This window comes from Leclercia sp. LSNIH8, from assembly GCF_002920195.1.
In the GTDB taxonomy this organism is placed as follows: Bacteria; Pseudomonadota; Gammaproteobacteria; order Enterobacterales; family Enterobacteriaceae; genus Enterobacter.
This window is the reverse complement of the sequence record NZ_PQJY01000001.1, coordinates 134470-152541: the sequence shown is the minus strand read 5'-3', so window position 1 is coordinate 152541 and position 18072 is coordinate 134470. Positions and strand designations below refer to the sequence as shown.

General features: G+C 52.6%; 17 protein-coding genes. 11 read left to right on the top strand and 6 right to left on the bottom strand.

The genetic code is table 11. The features are described 5' to 3' along the window. Positions 1-154: 154 nt before the first annotated feature. From clpX to bolA, 4 genes are all read right to left on the bottom strand, one after another. The gene (clpX, locus tag C3406_RS00730) at positions 155-1429 is read right to left on the bottom strand and encodes an ATP-dependent protease ATP-binding subunit ClpX (RefSeq protein WP_103178482.1); all 1275 of its coding nucleotides are present in this window, start codon (positions 1427-1429) and stop codon (positions 155-157) included. A gap of 127 nt (positions 1430-1556) precedes the next feature. After that, complete coding sequence (clpP, locus tag C3406_RS00725) at positions 1557-2180, bottom strand: ATP-dependent Clp endopeptidase proteolytic subunit ClpP (protein WP_032616835.1); 624 nt, start codon at positions 2178-2180, stop codon at positions 1557-1559. Positions 2181-2440: 260 nt separating this feature from the next. Next, positions 2441-3739, bottom strand: coding sequence for a trigger factor (tig, locus tag C3406_RS00720; RefSeq protein WP_103824043.1), 1299 nt, complete (start codon positions 3737-3739; stop codon positions 2441-2443). Between the two features lie 331 nt (positions 3740-4070). Further along, positions 4071-4388, bottom strand: coding sequence for a transcriptional regulator BolA (bolA, locus tag C3406_RS00715; RefSeq protein WP_039032378.1), 318 nt, complete (start codon positions 4386-4388; stop codon positions 4071-4073). 304 nt (positions 4389-4692) lie between these two features. On the opposite strand from bolA, the gene C3406_RS00710 reads away from it, so the two are divergent. The 9 genes from C3406_RS00710 (at position 4693) to C3406_RS00670 (ending at position 14269) form a co-directional block, all read left to right on the top strand. Further along, a complete protein-coding gene (locus tag C3406_RS00710; protein WP_103178480.1) occupies positions 4693-5271 on the top strand; it encodes a lipoprotein in 579 nt (192 codons plus the stop codon). A 43-nt stretch (positions 5272-5314) separates the two neighbouring features. Beyond that, positions 5315-6790: a muropeptide MFS transporter AmpG gene (gene ampG, locus C3406_RS00705; protein ID WP_103824042.1), complete on the top strand. Its 1476-nt coding sequence runs from the start codon at positions 5315-5317 to the stop codon at positions 6788-6790. A gap of 477 nt (positions 6791-7267) precedes the next feature. After that, positions 7268-8215, top strand: coding sequence for a cytochrome o ubiquinol oxidase subunit II (gene cyoA, locus C3406_RS00700; protein WP_103824041.1), 948 nt, complete (start codon positions 7268-7270; stop codon positions 8213-8215). A gap of 16 nt (positions 8216-8231) precedes the next feature. Next, a complete protein-coding gene (gene cyoB, locus C3406_RS00695) occupies positions 8232-10223 on the top strand; it encodes a cytochrome o ubiquinol oxidase subunit I (RefSeq protein WP_103824040.1) in 1992 nt (663 codons plus the stop codon). Continuing rightward, positions 10213-10827: a cytochrome o ubiquinol oxidase subunit III gene (locus C3406_RS00690; protein WP_103178476.1), complete on the top strand. Its 615-nt coding sequence runs from the start codon at positions 10213-10215 to the stop codon at positions 10825-10827. Before cyoB ends, C3406_RS00690 begins: the two co-directional genes overlap by 11 nt. Continuing rightward, on the top strand, positions 10827-11153 hold the full coding sequence (locus C3406_RS00685) for a cytochrome o ubiquinol oxidase subunit IV (protein WP_103178475.1): 327 nt from the start codon (positions 10827-10829) through the stop codon (positions 11151-11153). The genes C3406_RS00690 and C3406_RS00685 overlap by 1 nt, the downstream gene beginning before the upstream one ends. An 11-nt stretch (positions 11154-11164) precedes the next feature. Continuing rightward, entirely contained in the window at positions 11165-12052 is an 888-nt protein-coding gene (cyoE, locus tag C3406_RS00680) for a heme o synthase (protein ID WP_103824039.1), read from the top strand. 253 nt (positions 12053-12305) lie between these two features. Continuing rightward, positions 12306-12638 carry a hypothetical protein gene (locus tag C3406_RS00675; protein ID WP_103824038.1) on the top strand — a complete coding sequence of 111 codons (333 nt, stop codon included), beginning with the start codon at positions 12306-12308 and terminating at the stop codon, positions 12636-12638. Positions 12639-12907: 269 nt separating this feature from the next. Next, on the top strand, positions 12908-14269 hold the full coding sequence (locus tag C3406_RS00670; RefSeq protein WP_103824037.1) for an MFS transporter: 1362 nt from the start codon (positions 12908-12910) through the stop codon (positions 14267-14269). Positions 14270-14298: 29 nt separating this feature from the next. Here the strand turns inward: C3406_RS00670 and C3406_RS00665 are convergent, their stop codons facing one another. Beyond that, the gene (locus C3406_RS00665) at positions 14299-14790 is read right to left on the bottom strand and encodes a YajQ family cyclic di-GMP-binding protein (protein ID WP_103178471.1); all 492 of its coding nucleotides are present in this window, start codon (positions 14788-14790) and stop codon (positions 14299-14301) included. A gap of 129 nt (positions 14791-14919) precedes the next feature. Here C3406_RS00665 and panE point away from each other — a divergent pair, with 129 nt between their 5' ends. Both panE and yajL read left to right on the top strand, forming a co-directional pair. Then, positions 14920-15831 carry a 2-dehydropantoate 2-reductase gene (gene panE, locus C3406_RS00660; protein ID WP_103824036.1) on the top strand — a complete coding sequence of 304 codons (912 nt, stop codon included), beginning with the start codon at positions 14920-14922 and terminating at the stop codon, positions 15829-15831. Continuing rightward, positions 15794-16387 carry a protein deglycase YajL gene (gene yajL, locus C3406_RS00655; RefSeq protein ID WP_103824035.1) on the top strand — a complete coding sequence of 198 codons (594 nt, stop codon included), beginning with the start codon at positions 15794-15796 and terminating at the stop codon, positions 16385-16387. Before panE ends, yajL begins: the two co-directional genes overlap by 38 nt. 83 nt (positions 16388-16470) lie before the next feature. Here the strand turns inward: yajL and thiI are convergent, their stop codons facing one another. Continuing rightward, positions 16471-17919, bottom strand: coding sequence for a tRNA uracil 4-sulfurtransferase ThiI (gene thiI / locus C3406_RS00650; protein ID WP_103824034.1), 1449 nt, complete (start codon positions 17917-17919; stop codon positions 16471-16473). Positions 17920-18072: the final 153 nt, after the last annotated feature.

The following is an 18072-nucleotide window of genomic DNA, read 5'->3' as shown; positions in this document are numbered from 1 at the left end:
GTAAGCTGGTCATGAGACTGTGCTTCACATAACCATTAACATGTAATCCAGTATATGGGGATGTTTCCCACACATTCAACGCCATGTTTACGGAAAAATAAAAGGGGGGATTAAATCCCCCCTTTTTGATTAACTACTTGTATGCTCTGGTGAATTATTCGCCAGATGCCTGCTGCGCTTCCGGCGTACCGTAAATCAGCAGCGGCTTGCTTTGACCGGCAATCACAGACTCGTCGATGACCACTTTCTCGACCTCTTCCAGAGAAGGCAGGTCGTACATGGTATCAAGCAGGGCTGCTTCAACAATAGAACGCAGGCCACGCGCACCGGTTTTACGCGCCATCGCTTTCTTGGCAATCGCGTCCAGCGCTTCGTCGCGGAATTCCAGCTCAACGCCTTCAAGATTGAACAACGCCTGATACTGCTTGGTCAGGGCGTTTTTCGGCTCTTTCAGAATTTGAATTAGCGCATCTTCGCTCAGTTCTGTCAGCGTGGCGACAACCGGCAGACGACCAATGAACTCAGGGATCAGACCAAACTTGATCAGATCTTCTGGCTCAACCTGCATCAGCAGTTCGCCTTCTTTCGCTTTTTCAGACTTCGCTTTTACGGTGGCGCCAAAGCCAATACCCGAGCCGGTTTCAACACGGTTAGCGATGACTTTATCCAGACCGGCAAACGCGCCGCCACAGATAAACAGGATCTTGGAGGTATCAACCTGCAGGAACTCCTGCTGAGGATGCTTACGACCGCCCTGCGGTGGAACCGCGGCTACCGTCCCTTCGATCAGTTTCAGCAATGCCTGCTGCACACCTTCACCGGACACGTCACGGGTGATCGATGGGTTATCGGATTTACGCGAGATTTTATCGATCTCATCGATATACACGATACCGCGCTGTGCCTTCTGCACATCGTAATCACATTTCTGCAGCAGTTTCTGGATGATGTTTTCCACATCTTCACCCACATAACCGGCTTCGGTCAGGGTGGTGGCATCCGCCATAGTAAATGGAACATCCAGCAGACGTGCCAGGGTTTCTGCCAGCAGGGTTTTACCGGAACCGGTTGGGCCGATCAGCAAAATGTTACTTTTGCCCAGCTCAACGCCGTTGCTGTTATCCCCGTTACGCAGACGTTTGTAGTGGTTGTACACCGCCACTGCCAGCACTTTTTTCGCCTGTTCCTGACCGATGACATAGTCGTCAAGATGATGACGAATCTCATGCGGGGTCGGTAACGCGCTGCGCTCACGGTGTGGTGCGACTTCTTTAATCTCTTCGCGGATGATGTCGTTACATAAGTCGACACATTCGTCGCAGATATACACGGATGGCCCGGCAATCAGTTTGCGCACTTCATGCTGGCTTTTGCCGCAAAAAGAGCAGTAAAGCAGTTTGCCCGATCCATCTTTGCGTTTATCTGTCATGAGTCAAAACCTCTTTTTAAGTTCTTTGTGCCGCACATGACGACGCAAATGCCATTCTCAGACGCAAGCTGCTCGTAAGCAAAGTGCCGCCCTACCATAGTATAGCGGCACACCCGCGTCGTGGGCATCAATTACGATGGGTCAAAATGGAGTCGACTAAGCCGTACTCAACTGCCTCTGGTGCGGACAGGAAGCGATCGCGCTCGGTATCACGCTCGATCTGCTCAAGTGATTGACCCGTGTGGTGAGCCATAAGTTCATTCATGCGCCCTTTAACTTTCAGAATTTCACGGGCGTGAATCTCAATGTCTGTCGCCTGGCCCTGGTATCCGCCCAGCGGCTGGTGGATCATAACGCGCGAGTTAGGCAGGCAGAAACGCTTGCCTTTCGCCCCTGCGGTCAGCAGGAATGCGCCCATCGATGCCGCCTGGCCCATACAAATGGTGCTCACATCAGGCTTGATGAACTGCATGGTATCGTAAATGGACATCCCGGCGGTGATAACGCCACCCGGGGAGTTAATGTACAGGTAAATGTCTTTTTCCGGGTTTTCCGCTTCCAGAAACAGCATCTGCGCCACGATCAGGTTCGCCATGTGGTCTTCCACCTGGCCGGTCATGAAGATAACGCGTTCTTTAAGCAGACGGGAGTAGATATCAAAAGAACGTTCACCGCGAGAGGTCTGTTCAATAACCATTGGCACCAGCGCCATATGGGGTGCAAAGTTATCTCGTTCGCCACTGTATGACATTTCCGTCTCCTGGATAAAAAATGAAAATACCTGCTGTACTGATTGTAACCTTGCGGACGGATTATCAGCCAGTCTCTTTAATACTACTTCCCCACTAATGGGGATGGCTCAGCCCTATTTCAAGCATAACAATCTTTTGTTGTAACGCTAACACTGAAAAGGCGTTTTATCACGCTTCGTGATTTATAACTGTGATAAAAAAAACCCGCCGCCGAAAGGCAACGGGTTTTTTGCTCAAACTTTAAACAAAGCGGGCAGAATTACGCCTGCTGGTTCATCAGTTCGTTGAAAGAAGTGGCTTTTTCGGACACTTTCGCTTTGGCCAGAACCGCTTCAACAGCCTGCTCTTCCAGGGCGACATTGCGCATGTTTTCCATCAGCTCTTTGTTGCTGCCGTAGAAAGCAACAACTTCTGACGGATCTTCATAGGCAGAAGCCATCTCTTCGATCAGGCCTTTAACGCGCTCTTCGTCAGCTTTCAGCTCGTGGGTACGAATCACTTCGCCCAGCAGCAGACCAACGACAACGCGGCGTTTAGCCTGCTCTTCGAACAGCTCGCGTGGCAGTTCCAGCGCTTGCTTCTCGTTACCACCGAAACGCTGTGCAGCCTGACGGCGCAGAACGTCGATTTCGCTGTCGATCAGCGCAGACGGGATTTCGATCTCGTTAGCTTTAACCAGACCTTCGATAGCCTGAGACTTCACGCGGTTACGCACGGCGCCTTTCAGCTCGCGTTCCATGTTTTTACGCACTTCTGCACGCAGACCTTCAACAGAACCATCTTCAACGCCGAAACGTTTGATGAAATCTTCAGTCAGTTCTGGCAGCTCGCGGTCTTCAACTTTCTTCAGGGTAATGGCGAATTTAGCCGCTTTACCTTTCAGGTTTTCAGCGTGGTACTCTTCCGGGAAGGTCACATCGATGGTGAACTCTTCGCCAGCGCTGTGGCCTTTGATACCCTCTTCGAAGCCTGGGATCATACGACCCTGGCCCATCGCCAGTACGAAGTCAGATGCTTTACCGCCTTCGAACTCTTCGCCGTCTACAGAGCCGGTGAAGTCGATGGTGACACGGTCTTCTGCGTCAGCAGCGCCGTCTTTATCTTTCCAGGTCGCCTGCTGCTTACGCAGGGTGTCCAGCATGCCGTCAACGTCAGCTTCAGTCACTTCAACGACAGGTTTTTCAACTTCAATCGTTTCCAGGCCTTTCAGCTCAACTTCTGGATAGACTTCGAACTCTACCGCGTAGGTGAAGTCTTCGCCCAGTTTGTATTCACCCGGAACATAGGTCGGGGAACCGGCTGGGTTGATTTTTTCTTTGATGATCGCGTCAACAAAGTTGCGGCTCATCAGGTCACCCAGCACGTCCTGGCGAACAGAAGCGCCATAACGCTGAGCAACGACATTCATCGGTACTTTGCCCTTACGGAAGCCGTCAATACGGACTTTCTTCGCTACGTTGACCAGCTCGCTTTTTACAGCGTTTTCGATGCTGTCAGCAGCGATTGTAATCGTTACACGGCGGCCAAGGCCTTGAGTGGTTTCAACTGAAACTTGCATCTTGTTACCTCAAAAAAATCACAGTGCTCGGTCAACTCTGAATTTGCCTCGCAATACCGGGATGCTCTCTTGTAGCAGATTCACATTCCCTGTCGCCAGAATCATCCCGAAGACATTCATTAAGACGCGGCATTATAGCGGCATCACTTTAGTGAGTCGAGAACGGTTGGCGTATGTTGCTGCGGCTTTTTTCACAAATTAAGGCTATTTTTAGCCTTAAAATCGCGCCACCGACTCAAAACCCGGACAAAACAAAACGGCCCGCAGGCCGCTTTGACGTAATCTTTATGCAACATACTGGAAAAGCTCCTGCTGTTGCAAACAGGATTTATTACGCGATCGTTCCGGCTCCCCGGCACGGTGGCGATGCGAAAATCGTATCCTGTAACCCCTTCCACTCTTTGATTGTATAAGTGTGGAGCGCCAGCGCATGGACCGTGGTCGAGAGCTCTTCCGTCAAGGTTCCGTAAATCATACGGTGACGGTTGAGAAAACGCTCGCCAGCGAAACGGTCACTGACCAGCACCACCTTAAAGTGGCTCTCAGAGCCTGCCGGTACGTTATGACGATAGCTTTCGTCGACGACTTCAAGGAACACAGGTTCAAACGCCGCCCTTAACTTATCTTCAATCTGTTCACGTATCATCATGAAATTACTCCTCCGACAACGCTGAGATGTCACCCATCCCTTTAAATGTTAGCCGCTTTTACCGCTTGCATAACAACAAGACAACAAAAATTTAGCTTTCGTCTGATTTTCTCATTCAACCGTATGAAGTCCTATAAGGGAAGCGTCGTTTTGTCGTTCGAATAACGGAAAAGCGTTTCAGGTGGTCAGTTTTCAGACAAGGCGATGAATTTACATGCGTTGACCACTTCCCCTTGCCGTTGGCGATGTTATGATGGCGGCAATTTTTATCTCTATATGCTTACGATTCGTTGAGAGCCTGAACATGTTAAAAAAACTCTTTTTCCCTTTAGTCGCCCTGTTTATGCTGGCTGGCTGCGCGACCCCGCCAACCACCATTGATGTTTCGCCAAAGATCACCCTGCCACAGCAGGATCCAAGCCTGATGGGCGTGACCGTAAGCATTAACGGCGCAGACCAGCGTCGCGACCAGGCGCTGGCGAAAGTTACCCGCGACAACCAGGTTGTCACCCTGACCGCTTCCCGCGATCTGCGTTTCCTACTGCAGGAAGTGCTTGAGAAGCAGATGACCGCTCGCGGTTATATGGTTGGCCCAAGCGGCGCGGTAGATCTGCAGATCATCGTCAACAACCTGTACGCTGACGTCTCTCAGGGCAACGTGCGCTATAACATCGCCACCAAAGCCGATATCGCCATCATCGCTACCGCGAAGAACGGCAACAAGATGAACAAAAACTACCGTGCAAGCTACTCTGTTGAAGGTGCGTTCCAGGCCTCTAACCAGAACATTGCTAACGCGGTTAACAGCGTGCTGACCGACACCATCGCCGATATGGCGCAGGACACCAGCATTCACGAATTCATCAAGCAGAACGCACGTTAAGTCTGCCTGCTGACCCGGCCACCGGTCGGGTCAGTATTACCTCATGTCCAGTCATTACTTACGCATTTTCCAGCAGCCTAAATCAGCTATCTTGCTGATCCTCGGTTTTGCCTCCGGTTTACCCCTTGCCCTGACATCCGGCACGCTCCAGGCATGGATGACCGTCGAAAATATCGATCTTAAAACCATCGGCTTCTTCTCGCTGGTCGGTCAGGCCTATGTGTTTAAGTTTTTATGGTCACCAATGATGGACCGCTACACGCCGCCTTTCCTCGGTAGGCGTCGTGGCTGGTTGCTGATGACCCAGGCGATGCTGCTGCTGGCGATTGCCGCCATGGGCTTCCTTGAGCCTGCGTCACAGCTGCGCTGGATGGCTGCGCTGGCGGTGGTGATCGCATTTTGCTCTGCGTCGCAGGATATCGTTTTTGATGCCTGGAAAACGGACGTGCTTTCAGCCGAAGAGCGCGGCGCCGGTGCCGCCATCAGCGTGCTGGGTTACCGTCTGGGCATGCTGGTCTCAGGCGGACTGGCCCTGTGGCTGGCGGACAGATACCTCGGCTGGCAGGGGATGTACTGGCTGATGGCCGTCCTGCTTATTCCCTGCATGATCGCCACAATTCTTGCCCCGGAACCGAGCGATGTGATCCCGGTCCCCCGCTCCCTTGAGCAGGCTGTGGCTGAACCGTTGCGCGACTTTTTTGGCCGTAACAACGCCTGGCTCATTCTGCTGTTGATTGTGTTGTACAAACTTGGCGATGCGTTTGCGATGAGCCTGACCACCACCTTCCTGATACGCGGAGTGGGCTTCGATGCTGGTGAAGTGGGGGTCGTTAACAAAACGCTGGGGCTGATTGCCACCATTATCGGCGCACTGTATGGCGGCGTATTGATGCAGCGTTTGAGCCTGTTCCGTGCCCTGCTGATCTTCGGCATCCTGCAAGGTATTTCAAATGCGGGTTACTGGCTGCTCTCCATCACCGATAAGCATATGCTCAGCATGGCAACGGCGGTGTTCTTCGAAAACTTGTGTGGTGGGATGGGGACAGCGGCGTTTGTCGCGCTGCTGATGACCCTGTGCAATAAATCGTTCTCCGCCACACAGTTCGCCCTGCTCTCGGCGCTCTCTGCGGTAGGTCGCGTCTACGTTGGCCCTATCGCGGGCTGGTTCGTTGAAACGCACGGCTGGGCGGAGTTCTATCTGTTCTCTGTGTTTGCGGCCATTCCTGGGCTGCTCCTGTTATTAATATGCCGCCGTTCGCTGGAATATACCCAGCAAACCGAACACTTTATGGAAAGGACGCTCTACCCGTCCGCCTATCGCTTCGCCTTAAGAGTCTTGCTGGCAGGCTGTCTGATGCTGGCGCTGTGGCTTGTCGTGGCGATTGTGAATGCCACGACCACCCTCGATCTGCCATTTACCCTGCTGCTGCTTGATGTGGGTGCGCTGCTGGCGATGGTCGGGATCGTGACCGGTGCGCTTCTCGATTATCTGGCCATGCGTAAAACCCAAACGACGTAAAATGATAAAAAACGGTTATTTGCCGTTGTAATCACCTTGTGAAATTATAACGGTAAATAAATCTGTCCAGTTCAAAATAATATTTGTTGTTTCGTGCGTCTTAGAATTCCGGAAATTATTGGAAGCGGTAATAAACCCTATTTTCCTTTAACCGATTCAGCAACCGAAAGATTAATTTTCCGTTTTTTAATTGTCTTTTTATTGCAAATTATTTGTTAATTATTTGTGTCTTTTTCACAATGGTTATACCAATTACCCCCTTTCCCCTCCCGACAGGACCGGATTCGTTATAAGCCGCGTATGACGGGACTCCTGTCCGGGATTGGCTATACTTTGCAACATGTGTGACTTATCCGGCAGAACCCGGTAACACGTTACTGACACAGTCCTAATGATGTTTACAGTAATGTAACCTTCCCGTAAAATGCCCCCACACTTTAAACGCCACCAAGGTCCCCGTGGAATTGAGGTCGTTAAATGACACTTAGGAAATACAATAAAGGTTTGGGCTGGTTGTCGTTAATTGCAGGCACTGTATTACTCAGTGGCTGTGATTCTGCGCTTCTGGACCCCAAAGGACAGATTGGACTGGAACAACGTTCCCTGATTCTGACGGCTTTCGGCCTGATGATGATCGTCGTTATTCCTGCCATTTTGATGGCTATTGGTTTCGCCTGGAAGTACCGTGCGAGCAACAAAGATGCGAAGTACAGCCCTAACTGGTCACACTCCAATAAAGTGGAAGCTGTGGTCTGGACGGTGCCTATCCTGATCATCCTGTTCCTTGCCGTGCTGACATGGAAAACCACTCACTCGCTCGAGCCGAGCAAACCGCTGGTTCACGATGAGAAACCTATCACCATCGAAGTGGTCTCCATGGACTGGAAATGGTTCTTCATCTACCCGGAACAGGGCATTGCTACCGTGAATGAAATCGCCTTCCCGGCGAACACTCCGGTAGAGTTCAAAGTGACCTCTAACTCCGTGATGAACTCCTTCTTTATTCCGCGTCTGGGCAGCCAGATTTACGCGATGGCCGGTATGCAGACTAACCTGCACCTGATTGCCAACGAAGCAGGCACCTATGACGGTATCTCCGCCAGCTACAGTGGTCCGGGCTTCTCTGGTATGAAGTTCAAGGCCATTGCCACACCTGACCGTGCCGCTTTCGACCAGTGGGTCGCTAAAGCGAAACAGTCCCCGAACACCATGTCTGACATGGCTACGTTCGAAAAAGTGGCAACGCCTAGCGAATACAACAAAGTGGAGTACTTCTCTAACGTGAAACCGAATTTGTTCAAAGATGTCATTGGCAAATTTATGGGACATGGCAAGAGCATGGACGTGACCCAGCCTGAAGGCGAGCACAACTCGCACGAAGGTATGGAAGGCATGGACATGAGCCACGCGGAAACCGCTCACTAAGGGGCCGAGGAAGAAAATGTTCGGAAAATTGACACTGGATGCAGTGCCGTACCATGAACCTATTATCATGGTTACGATTGCTGCAATTATCATTGGTGGCGCGGCCTTAGTTGGCCTGATCACTTACTTTGGTAAGTGGAGCTACCTGTGGAATGAGTGGCTGACTTCGGTCGACCACAAAAAACTCGGCATCATGTACTGTCTCGTCGGTATCGTCATGTTAATTCGTGGCTTTGCGGATGCGATCATGATGCGTAGCCAGCAGGCGCTTGCCTCCGCAGGCGAAGCAGGCTTCCTGCCACCGCACCACTACGATCAGATCTTTACCGCTCACGGCGTTATCATGATCTTCTTCGTGGCGATGCCGCTGGTTATCGGTCTGATGAACGTGGTCGTGCCGCTGCAAATCGGTGCGCGTGACGTTGCGTTCCCGTTCCTGAACAACCTGAGCTTCTGGTTCACGGTTGTCGGTGTGATTCTGGTTAACCTCTCTCTGGGCGTCGGTGAGTTCGCGCAGACCGGTTGGCTGGCCTATCCGCCGCTATCGGGAATTGAATACAGTCCTGGTGTAGGTGTTGACTACTGGATTTGGGCGCTGCAGCTCTCCGGTATCGGTACTACCCTGACCGGTATTAACTTCTTCGTGACCATCCTGAAGATGCGTGCCCCAGGCATGACGATGTTCAAGATGCCAGTATTTACCTGGGCATCTCTGTGCGCCAACGTCCTGATTATCGCCTCTTTCCCAATTCTGACCGTCACCATCGCGCTGCTGACTCTGGATCGCTATCTGGGTACCCATTTCTTTACCAACGATATGGGTGGCAACATGATGATGTACATCAACCTGATTTGGGCCTGGGGTCACCCGGAAGTGTACATTCTGGTTCTGCCGGTGTTCGGTGTCTTCTCCGAAATCGCGGCAACCTTCTCGCGTAAACGTCTGTTTGGTTACACCTCGCTGGTGTGGGCAACCGTATGTATTACCGTTCTGTCGTTCATCGTTTGGCTGCACCACTTCTTCACCATGGGTGCGGGCGCGAACGTAAACGCCTTCTTCGGTATTACAACCATGATTATCGCAATCCCTACCGGGGTTAAGATCTTCAACTGGCTGTTCACCATGTACCAGGGCCGTATCCAGTTCCACTCAGCAATGCTGTGGACCATCGGCTTCATCGTGACCTTCTCCGTCGGTGGGATGACCGGTGTACTGCTGGCTGTTCCAGGTGCTGACTTCGTTCTGCACAACAGCCTGTTCCTGATCGCGCACTTCCACAACGTTATCATCGGCGGCGTCGTCTTCGGCTGCTTCGCTGGCGTAACCTACTGGTGGCCAAAAGCGTTCGGCTTCACGCTGAACGAAACCTGGGGTAAACGCGCGTTCTGGTTCTGGATTATCGGCTTCTTCGTGGCGTTTATGCCGCTGTACGTGCTGGGCTTCATGGGTATGACCCGTCGTCTGAGCCAGCAGATCGATCCGCAGTTCCACCCAATGCTGCTGATTGCAGCGGGCGGCGCGGCGCTGATTGCCTGCGGTATCGCATGTCAGCTGATTCAGTACTACGTCTCTATCCGTGACCGTAACCTGAACCGCGACCTGACCGGTGACCCATGGGGTGGCCGTACGCTGGAGTGGGCAACCTCTTCTCCACCGCCGTTCTATAACTTTGCCGTTGTGCCGCACATTCATGAGCGTGACGCATTCTGGGAAATGAAAGAAAAAGGCGAAGCGTACAAGCAACCTACGCATTACGAAGAGATCCACATGCCGAAAAACAGCGGTGCGGGCATTGTCATCGCCGCCTTCACTACGGTATTTGGTTTCGCAATGATCTGGCACATCTGGTGGTTGGCGATTGTTGGCTTTGCCGGCGTCGTAATTAGCTGGATTGTGAAGAGCTTTGACGAGGACGTGGACTACTACGTACCAGTCCGTGAAGTCGAAAAACTGGAAAACCAGCATTTCGATGAGATTTCTAAAGCGGGGCTGAAAAATGGCAACTGATACTTTGACGCACTCAACTGCCCACGCGCATGACCACGCGCACCACGATACAGGGCCGACGAAAGTTTTCGGCTTCTGGATCTACCTGATGAGCGACTGCATTCTGTTCTGCTGTCTGTTCGCGACCTATGCCGTTCTGGTGAACGGCACAGCGGGCGGCCCGACCGGTAAGGACATTTTTGAGCTGCCGTTCGTTCTGGTTGAAACTGCCCTGCTGCTGTTCAGCTCCATCACCTACGGCATGGCGGCTATCGCCATGTACAAAAACAACAAGAGCCAGGTTGTCTCCTGGCTGGCGTTGACCTGGTTGTTTGGTGCTGGCTTCATCGGGATGGAAATCTATGAATTCCATCACCTGATCATGGAAGGCTTCGGCCCGGATCGCAGTGGCTTCCTGTCAGCGTTCTTCGCGCTGGTCGGTACCCACGGTCTGCACGTGACTTCCGGTCTGATCTGGATGGCTGTTCTGATGTTCCAGATTTCCCGTCGCGGCCTGACCAGCACTAACCGCACCCGTATTATGTGCCTGAGCCTGTTCTGGCACTTCCTGGATGTGGTTTGGATCTGTGTGTTCTCTGTAGTCTATCTGATGGGGGCGATGTAATGAGTCATTCTAACGATCATGGCGCTTCCCACGGCAGCGTAAAGACCTACATGACAGGGTTTATCCTGTCGATCATCCTGACGGTCATTCCGTTCTGGATGGTGATGAGCGGTACTGCTTCTCACGCGGCAATTCTGGGCACCATCCTGGTTACCGCGGTAGTGCAGATTCTGGTGCATCTGGTTTGCTTCCTGCACATGAACACCAAGTCTGATGAAGGCTGGAATATGACAGCATTCATCTTTACCGTGATTATCATCGCAATCCTGGTAGTCGGATCCATCTGGATTATGTGGAACCTCAACTACAACATGATGGTTCACTAAGAGCGGCGAGTATGTTTAAGCAATACCTGCAAGTAACAAAACCAGGCATCATCTTTGGCAACCTGATCTCGGTGATCGGAGGGTTCCTGCTGGCTTCTAAAGGCAGCATCGATTACGCCCTCTTTATCTCCACGCTGATTGGGGTGTCACTGGTGGTTGCGTCCGGTTGTGTATTTAACAACTACATCGACATGGATATCGACAGGAAGATGGAAAGGACGAAAAATCGGGTGCTGGTAAAAGGCTTGATGTCTCCTGCCGTCTCGCTGGTGTACGCCACCTTGCTGGGTATTGCTGGCTTTATGCTGCTGTGGTTCGGCGCCAACCCTCTGGCCTGTTGGCTGGGGGTGATGGGTTTCGTGGTTTATGTGGGCATCTATAGCCTGTATATGAAACGTCACTCCGTCTACGGCACGTTGATTGGTTCTCTCTCCGGCGCTGCGCCGCCGGTGATTGGCTACTGCGCAGTCACCAACGAGTTCGACAGCGGTGCGCTCATCCTGCTGGCTATCTTTAGCCTGTGGCAGATGCCCCACTCCTACGCCATTGCGATTTTCCGCTTTAAGGATTATCAGGCAGCGAACATCCCGGTTCTGCCGGTGGTGAAAGGCATCTCCGTCGCCAAGAACCATATCACGCTCTATATCATCGCTTTTGCGGTGGCTACGCTGATGCTCTCCCTGGGCGGTTACGCCGGATATAAATATCTGGTTGTTGCTGCAGCGGTGAGCGTCTGGTGGCTCGGCATGGCGTTGCGCGGTTATAAAGTGGAAGATGATAAAGTCTGGGCGCGTAAGCTGTTCGGCTTCTCCATCATCGCCATTACCGCACTGAGCGTCATGATGTCTGTAGATTTTATGGTGCCAGATTCACATAACCTGCTGACTTACGTCTGGTAAGTTTTAATAACCTTACGTCTGCCCGCCAGACGTAAGCATAAAATAGCCCGCCACCTTAACGGTCGCGGGCTATTTTTATATTAAAGACAAATAATTCACGACATATAAATATAAACAAAATATCGATCAAGCCAAAAAGAGAACATATAAACCGCTGCAAATAATATTAACTACCCAACGATATGGACCAATGGTAATCTTCGCCGTGGGTAATTAGCCCACTCATTAATTTCATTCCATAAGGAAATACAAAATGAAAGAATTATCAGTTCAAGAAATTCAGTTCGTATCCGGCGGTTTTAACCTGTTCGGCGCGTTAAGCGGTTTCAACAGCTTCCTGGCTAATGCGTCTCAGAGCTTTGGTACCTTCGCCCTGAACTCCGGTGCAGCATTCGCTGACTTCGTCGCTGAAAGCGCCACTGCGTTTGGTGATTTCCTGAAGGGTGATTCAAACTGGAATGGTTTCCTTACCAATGGTGCTAACAGCTGGAATAAATTTACCGACACTGCCGGTAAAAACTGGTCCGAATTTAAGGATAATGCTTCCTCTAGCTGGAACAGCTTCCTGGATGGCGCCAACGCGTAATTCGCTATGAATATAGAGTCAGGGGCTTTGCCCCTGACTCTAGACTTTTAAATTTATTAAATCCCCTTTTATTTTTTATAATTATTACTGCTCTTTTTGTCGTGAACTACCGTTCCTCTCTCTATTAACGTGATAGAAAAAAATTACTCACCCTGCCCCCGGTTTAATCGCACGAATCATTAACTCCAGAAATAATTGTTTATCATCGCTCTGTTTACCCCGTCCCGCTCTCAGACTACACTGGACGCGCTTTTTAGACAGAGGTGGTAATGAACGACTATAAAATGACGCCGGGCGAGCTACGCGCTACCTGGGGTTTGGGGACGGTTTTTTCACTGCGCATGCTCGGCATGTTTATGGTTCTGCCAGTCCTGACGACATACGGCATGGCGTTACAGGGCGCAAGCGAGGCGTTGATTGGCCTTGCCATCGGCATTTACGGCCTTGCGCAGGCAATATTTCAGATCCCCTTTGGCCTGCTCTCCGATCGCGTCGGCCGTAAACCGTTAATCGTCGGCGGGCTGCTGGTGTTTGTCGCCGGTAGCGTGATTGCCGCCCTCTCCCACTCTATCTGGGGCATTATTCTCGGTCGCGCCTTGCAGGGCTCCGGTGCCATCGCCGCCGCCGTGATGGCGCTCCTGTCCGATCTGACCCGTGAACAGAACCGCACCAAAGCGATGGCCTTTATTGGCGTGAGCTTCGGCGTGACCTTTGCCATCGCCATGGTGCTGGGCCCGATCATCACTCATGCTCTTGGGCTACATGCCTTGTTCTGGATGATTGCCGTACTGGCGACGCTGGGTATCGCCCTGACGATATGGGTAGTGCCTGACAGCAAAAACCATGTGCTGAACCGCGAATCGGGAATGGTTAAGGGCTGCTTCAGCAAAGTGCTGGTTGAGCCGCGCCTGCTGAAGCTCAACTTCGGCATTATGTGCCTGCACATTTTGCTGATGTCCACCTTCGTCGCCCTCCCCGGCCAGCTTGCCGCAGCGGGTTTCCCCGCAGCCGAGCACTGGAAAATCTACCTGGTGACCATGCTCATCTCGTTTGTCTCCGTGGTGCCGTTTATTATTTATGCCGAAGTGAAGCGCCGGATGAAGCGCGTCTTTATCACCTGCGTCGCTCTGTTGTTGATTGCGGAAATTGTGTTGTGGGGCTCAGGCCCGCACTTCTGGGAGCTGGTTGCAGGTGTACAGCTGTTCTTCCTTGCGTTCAACCTGATGGAAGCCCTGCTGCCGTCCCTGATCAGTAAAGAATCCCCGGCAGGCTATAAAGGCACGGCAATGGGGATCTACTCCACCAGCCAGTTTATCGGTGTGGCAATCGGCGGCTCTCTGGGGGGCTGGGTCGATGGCATGTTCGATTCGCAAACCGTTTTCCTTGCAGGTGCGCTGCTGGCAACGCTCTGGCTGCTGGTCGCCAGCACCATGAAAGAACCGAAGTATGTCAGCAGCCTGCGGGTGGAAATTCCGTCTGATGTGAATATCAGCGATGCCTTAAAACAGCGACTTGAAGCCAAAGAGGGTGTCAGTGAGGTATTACTGGTGCCTGAGGAGCGCAGTTTGTATGTCAAAATCGACAGTAAAGTGACAAACCGCTTCGAAGTTGAACAGGCACTGAGAGCCTGAAAAAATGCCCGGCTAAGCCGGGCATTTTCTTAATCGCGGAAGTTCTTGAACTGGAACGGCTGGCCGAGATCGCCGCCGCGTACCAGCGCCATCACGCTCTGCAGATCGTCGCGGGATTTCCCGGTTACACGAATCTCTTCGCCCTGAATCTGCGCCTGCACCTTCAGCTTGCTGTCTTTGATGAGCTTAACGATCTTCTTCTGAACCGCGCTCTCAATGCCCTGCTTCAGTTTGGCTTCAACAAACCAGGTTTTACCGCTGTGGACAAAATCTTCCGGTACATCCAGAGACGTCCCCTCAATGCCGCGCTTCAGCAGCTTGGCACGCAGGATATCCAGCAGCTGATTCACCTGGAAATCAGACTCACTCAGCACTTTAATCGTCTTATTTGCGTCATTCAGCTCAAATGAAGCCTCAACGCCACGAAAATCGAAGCGAGACTCAACCTCGCGGCTGGCGTTGTCCACGCCGTTACGTACTTCCTGGATATCAACTTCGGAAACAATATCGAAAGATGGCATCTTTTCTTCTCCCTTCACTTTTGTTGCGTTGCATAATACCCGCTACGAGGCATAACTCAACAGAAGCTTAGTTGTCGACGCTATACTAAATGCTGTAACACCTGGCGCAGTTGCAGGTGAGGAGGAACGATGAAAATTACCGTGCTCGGATGCGGGGCATTGGGACAACTTTGGCTCACCGCACTTTGCAAACATGGGCATGAAGTACAGGGCTGGCTGCGCGTGCCACAGCCCTATTGCAGTGTAAACGTGATTGAAGAAGATGGGAGTATCTTTAACGAATCTCTTATCGCTAACGATCCTGATTTTCTGGCGCAAAGCGATCTGCTGCTGGTCACCCTGAAAGCCTGGCAGGTTTCCGATGCGGTCCGGGTGCTGGCAACCACCCTCCCCCGCACCTCTCCGATCATGTTGCTACACAACGGCATGGGCACCATTGAAGAGCTAAGACACATTCACCAGCCGCTGCTGATGGCAATCACCACCCATGCAGCCCGCCGGGATGGCAATGTGATTGTTCATGTCGCCAGCGGCATGACGCATATCGGCCCTGCCCGCGACCAGGCGGGCGACTACAGTTATCTGGCGGATCGCTTTCAGCAGGTGCTGCCGGATGTCGCCTGGCACGATAACATTCGCCCACAGATGTGGCGCAAGCTGGCGGTAAACTGCGTGATCAATCCGCTGACTGCCCTGCTGAATTGCCCGAACGGTGAGCTTAAACATCACCCTGAGGAGGTGGCAACCCTGTGCGCCGAGGTGGCCGCGGTGGTGGAGCGGGAAGGCATTCACACCTCGGAAGAGGACATTCGCTATTACGTCGAAGAGGTCATTGAGAGTACCGCGCAGAATATCTCCTCGATGCTGCAGGATATCCGCGCCCTGCGCCATACTGAAATTGACTACATCACCGGTTACCTGCTAAAACGCGCCCGGGCGCACGGTATCAGCGTGCCAGAAAATGTCCGTCTGTATGAACAGGTTAAACGTAAGGAGAGTGAGTATGAGCGCGTCGGCACTGGTATGCCTCGCCCCTGGTAGCGAAGAGACCGAAGCGGTCACCACTATCGATCTGCTGGTTCGCGCCGGGATTAGCGTCACAACGGCAAGCGTCGCCAGCGATGGCAACCTGGTTATTACCTGCTCTCGTGGGGTGAAGATTGTGGCAGATGCACCGCTGGTGGAAGTCGCCGACGGTGATTACGACGTTATTGTCCTGCCGGGTGGTCTGAAAGGCGCGGAGTGCTTCCGCGACAGCCCGCTGCTGGTCGAGACGGTCAGGCAGTTCCACCATTCCGGGCGGATCGTCGCGGCCATTTGCGCGGCGGCGGCTACGGTGCTGGTTCCGCACAATATCTTCCCGATTGGCAACATGACCGGTTTCCCGACGCTGAAAGATCGCATTCCCGAAGAGCAATGGGTGGACAAACGTATGGTCTGGGATCCGCGCGTCAACCTGCTCACCAGCCAGGGGCCAGGTACGGCGATTGATTTTGCGCTGAAAATTATTGAGCTGCTGGTCGGGCGCGAAAAAGCCTATGAAGTGGCCTCATCGCTGGTGATGGCGGCGGGGATCTACAACTATTACGAAGCGTAGAAATTGCCCGGCGGCGCTACGCTTGCCGGGCCTACAAAGCACGAGTAGGCCGGGTAAGGCGTAGCCGCCACCCGGCACAACCACTACGGGCGATACACCTTTACATTGGTAAAGCCCTGCTCGCGCAGATAGAGCGCCTGCAGACGGCTCATCACACCGCGCTCACACCACAGCAGATAGGTTTTGCTCTTATCGAGATCGCCAAATTTGGTGCTCAGCTTGTAGAACGGCAGCGAGGCCACTTCTACTCCCTCCGGCTCAAACGGCTTCGCATCCTGCTCATCAACGGAGCGGATATCCAGCAGCACGTCATCCGGGCCGAAACCGTTAACGGTCTCCACTTCGACGACTTCCTGCTCGGTCTGCTGGGCGATTTCGCGGATATCGATGTTAGAGGCTTCCTCCACCACTTTATCAAGAATGGAGAAATCGAAGTTCTCTTCTTCCGCTTCGATCTTCGCCTTCACCGCTTTTACGGTTGGGCTCTTCGAGATCACGCCGCAGTATTCTGGCATGGTGCGGGCAAAGTCTTCGGTACCGATTTCACGCGCCAGGTCGATGATGTGCTCTTTGTCGTGAGAGATCAGCGGACGCAGGATCAGCGTATCCGACACATTGTCGATCAGACGCAGGTTGGTCAGGGTCTGGCTGGAGACCTGACCCAGCGCTTCGCCGGTCACCAGCGCCTGTACGCCATAGCGTTCAGCGACTTTCGAGGCTGCACGCACCATCATGCGCTTCAGCACCACGCCCATCTGGCCGTCATCCACTTTCTCGAGGATTTCACCCACCACAGGTTCAAAGTTAATCGCGACAAAACGCACGCGGTGGGAGCTGCCGAAACGGTTCCAGAGATAGTGCGCAACCTGACGCACGCCAATTTCATGGGCGGCGCCGCCAAGGTTAAAGAAGCAGTAGTGTACGCGGCAGCCGCGACGCATCAGCATATAGCTGGAGACACCGGAGTCGAAACCGCCGGAGATCAGCGACAGCACATCTTCCTGAGTACCAATCGGGAAACCGCCAATCCCTTCATAGCGCCCCTTAATCAGCAGCAGACGGTCGTTTTCGATTTCAAGGTGAACGGTCACTTCCGGGTTGGTCAGACGTACGCGCGCAGATTCAACGTGCTGATTCAGACCGCCGCCCACGTAACGTTCTACTTCAATCGAGCTAAACTCATGTTTACCGCGACGCTTGGCGCGCACGCAGAAAGTTTTGCCTTCGATCTGATCGCGATACTGTGCCAGCGCTTTTTCGAAGATGTCGTGCAGGGAAGTGAATGGAACATCTTCCACTTCCAGAATATGGTGGATCCCCGGGATGCGGGTTAAGGCATCACGAATGTCCAGGCGCTTGTTTTCATCTTTAGCGCGGACTTCAACATGATCCCAGTGACGCACGACGGCAAGGGTCTCGTCGTAGTGCTTCAGAACGTTACGAATGTTCCCGGTTAAAATTTTAATAAAGCGCAAACGCACAGATTGGCTTTTGATGGTGATTTCCGGGAACAATTTAATGATAAACTTCATGGCGGCAATGTTTCTTTGGCAAGCATTTAAGCTTGTAATGGAAAAGTACAGCAGCCCCTTTAACCGAAGGCTGCTTCCAGGCGCGCAAGTATACCACCATCAAGCGCCTCCTGTGCACATTGCGCGTTATTTGATAATTACCCTGAGTCCGAT